This is a genomic window from Paracoccus sp. MKU1, assembly GCF_001447385.1.
Taxonomy (GTDB): Bacteria; Pseudomonadota; Alphaproteobacteria; order Rhodobacterales; family Rhodobacteraceae; genus Paracoccus.
Map to the genome: position 1 here is coordinate 1 of NZ_LLWQ01000068.1, position 2302 is coordinate 2302.

The 2302-nt window shown below is 64.9% G+C and carries 2 protein-coding genes and 2 pseudogenes; 2 read left to right on the plus strand and 2 right to left on the minus strand.

Features of this window, described 5'->3' with window-relative positions:
- A pseudogene (locus AQY21_RS27560) lies at nt 1-213 on the minus strand (IS481 family transposase); the annotation flags it as partial.
- A 136-nt stretch (nt 214-349) separates the two neighbouring features.
- Between AQY21_RS27560 and AQY21_RS27565 the strand changes: the two are divergent.
- A pseudogene (locus tag AQY21_RS27565) lies at nt 350-1133 on the plus strand (IS5 family transposase).
- Nucleotides 1134-1327: 194 nt separating this feature from the next.
- Nucleotides 1328-1615 carry a 4Fe-4S dicluster domain-containing protein gene (locus AQY21_RS04820; protein WP_255374789.1) on the plus strand — a complete coding sequence of 96 codons (288 nt, stop codon included), beginning with the start codon at nt 1328-1330 and terminating at the stop codon, nt 1613-1615.
- Between the two features lie 85 nt (nt 1616-1700).
- On the opposite strand, the gene AQY21_RS04825 is transcribed toward AQY21_RS04820, so the two are convergent.
- The coding region (locus tag AQY21_RS04825; protein WP_058096651.1) for an ABC transporter permease at nt 1701-2302 on the minus strand (602 nt) is incomplete at its 5' end.

Here is a 2302-nt window from a genome sequence, read left to right on the forward strand (position 1 = left end):
GATCGCCTCTTCCTCGGGTGAGAGCACCGTCGAGTGCGGAGCTTTCGGCCCCGTCGGAAGGTCGGCCACCGAGGTCCGCTTCTTCCATTTGGCCACCGTCTTCTGGTTGATCCCGTAGCGCTTCGACAGCGCTCTCAGGCTCTCTTGACTATTTTGTATTGCTCGACGGATTGCCTCTGTCGTCGTGGCGCTCCCATGAAGAATCTGTCCCATAGCGCATCCCTCCAAGCTTGGGAAAACAATGCACCATCAAATGCCGGGATCAAACATCTCTAGGTCACATACCCATAAACTGGATTCCCTTATGTGGCGCGCTGTGCTTCACTTTGCGCAGGCGAGGGAGGCTGTCATGGCGCGTTTTGACCTGACGGATTTCGAGTGGCCGGTGATCCAGCCGCTGCTGCCGACGAAGGTTCGCGGGGTGAAGCGGGTGGATGACCGGCGGGTGCTGAACGGGATCTTCTGGCGGCTGAGGACCGGGGCGCCCTGGGCGGATGTTCCAGCGCGCTACGGTCCTTACACGACCTGCGTGACACGACCTGCGTGAACCGTTTCAACCGCTGGCGTCGGGCGGGGCACTGGGCGCGCATTCTGCAAGCCGTGTCAGCAGCTTACCAAGGCGATATCCAGATGATCGACTCGTCTTCGATCCGGGTTCACCACCATGCCGCCAACGGTCAAGAAAACATCTCCGATCCCGTTGCATGGGGCGCTCACGCGGCGGGTTGACCACCAAGATCCATGCTCTGGTCGATGCTCTCGGTCGCCCGATCCGCCTGAAGCTGACCGAAGGTCAGGCGCATGACGGGCGATCCGCGGCGGATATGCTGGAGGGCATCGACCGAGGCCAGACCCTGCTGCCCGATCGGGGCTACGACAGCGACAGCCTGCGCGACGGCCTTGCCGCACGCGGCGCCGTGGCCAGCATCCGCCTCATGCCGACGCGGAAGCGGCTTCCGGCTTTCGATCCGATCCTCTATCAACAAAGAAACAGGATCGAGCGGTTCTTCAACAAGCTCAAACACGTCCGCGCCGTCGCAACCCGCTATGACAAGCGCGACGACAACTTCCTCGCCTCCGTCCAACTCGCAGCTCTGCGCATCTGGTTGCGGACATATCAGTCGGGCCCCTAGACCGCGATCGCCACACCGTCCGGCCTAGCGTTGCGGCGGCAAGGAGAGATCTGCGGCCGGGCGGGCGGGCAAGGCAGCGTCCGATGCGATTCGCGGCAAGGCCCATGGCGATGATGATCCAGCACGCACAGGCCCGGAGGAGCACTCGGGCAGCGCTGACCGCGATCTGTCGGCGGCGCGCCTTGCCGGCCGGAATGACGCGGCTCTCGCGCCGTTGTTGGTGCAGTCATTTGTGCCCTGTCGGGGCGTTTTACGGGCTTTTGGGTCGGTTTTCCCTGGTGCGGGTCTCGGCGCGGGGGCGGGCGGGCTGCGACGATTGCGGCGCCTGCTTCGGCACCTGCCCCGAACCGCATGTCATCCTGCCGGCGCTGAAGGGCGAGGGCAGCCCGCTGATCCTGGCGGGCGACTGCCTCAATTGCGGCGGCTGCATCGATGCCTGCCCCAACCGCGTCTTCGCCATGGCCAGCCGGCTGCGGCCCTAGCCGCAGCGCCGGGCCAGCCGCAAAAGCGGGACAGCTGCAAAAACGGGCCGGCCCGCGGGATCCCGGGCCGCGGCAGCGGCCGCCGTTACCGCTCGAGCAGGTTGCGGTGGTTTCTCTCGAGCAGGGCGAGGCCGGCCAGCAGGGGGGCGAGGGCGAAGGCGATGACATAGGCCTGGCTGAGATAGCTCGCCTCATAGGTCGGGTAGAAGCCGCGGCGCATCAGGCCGATGCAATGGATCAGCGGATTGTACCACAGCAGCTCCTGCGCCTTGGCCGGCATCAGGTCATAGAGAAAGATCACCCCCGAGATCAGGAACAGCGGCCGGGTCAGGATGTGCCAGACATGCTCCCAGAGCGGAAAGGCGGTCATCAGGTAGCAGTTCAGCACCCCCACCCCGCTGCCCAGCAGCGTCAGCAGCAGCAGCGCCTCGAAGACCGAGGCCATGTCCACCGGACCCGGCAGCTGGTAGATCACGAAGATCCCGCCGATCACGATGGCGATGACCGCGACATGGGTCAGCGTGTTCAGCACCACCCGCGCCAGCAGCGCATCGACGAAGGTCACGCTGGGATAGGCCAGGAAGGGCCGCGAATAGCGGATCGCGGCGGCGGTCCGGTTGGCCAGATGGGCGAACATGGCAAAGGACAGGTAGCCGGTGGCGTAGAACAGCGGAAAGTTCGAGCCCA